The 271-nt window shown below is 52.0% G+C and carries 1 tRNA gene; it reads left to right on the plus strand.

Annotation, left to right across the window (positions count from 1 at the left end):
• Positions 1–57 precede the first annotated feature (57 nt).
• Positions 58–131, plus strand: a tRNA-Gly gene (locus AC1RPR_RS08850).
• Positions 132–271 lie beyond the last annotated feature (140 nt).

The following is a 271-nucleotide window of genomic DNA, read 5'->3' on the forward strand; positions in this document are numbered from 1 at the left end:
GTACAAGTGGAAAGTAGCGCCAAGTCCATATTCTGTGGGTGAACCGCAGTCTAATTTGCGGGTGTAGCTCAATGGTAGAGCAGCGTCCTTCCAAGTCGAAGACGGGGGTTCGATTCCCCTCACCCGCTCCAGACTTAGTAAAGTAATGTGATGTACGTTCAGTGTGGTGCTTAGGTTTCCTAGGCCACGGGCACCACGCACTTGCCGGTTTAGCTCAGTTGGTAGAGCAGCTGATTTGTAATCAGTTGGTCGCGGGTTCGAGTCCTGCAAT

Source organism: Dellaglioa sp. CoH-57-MRSF-22 (assembly GCF_056781895.1).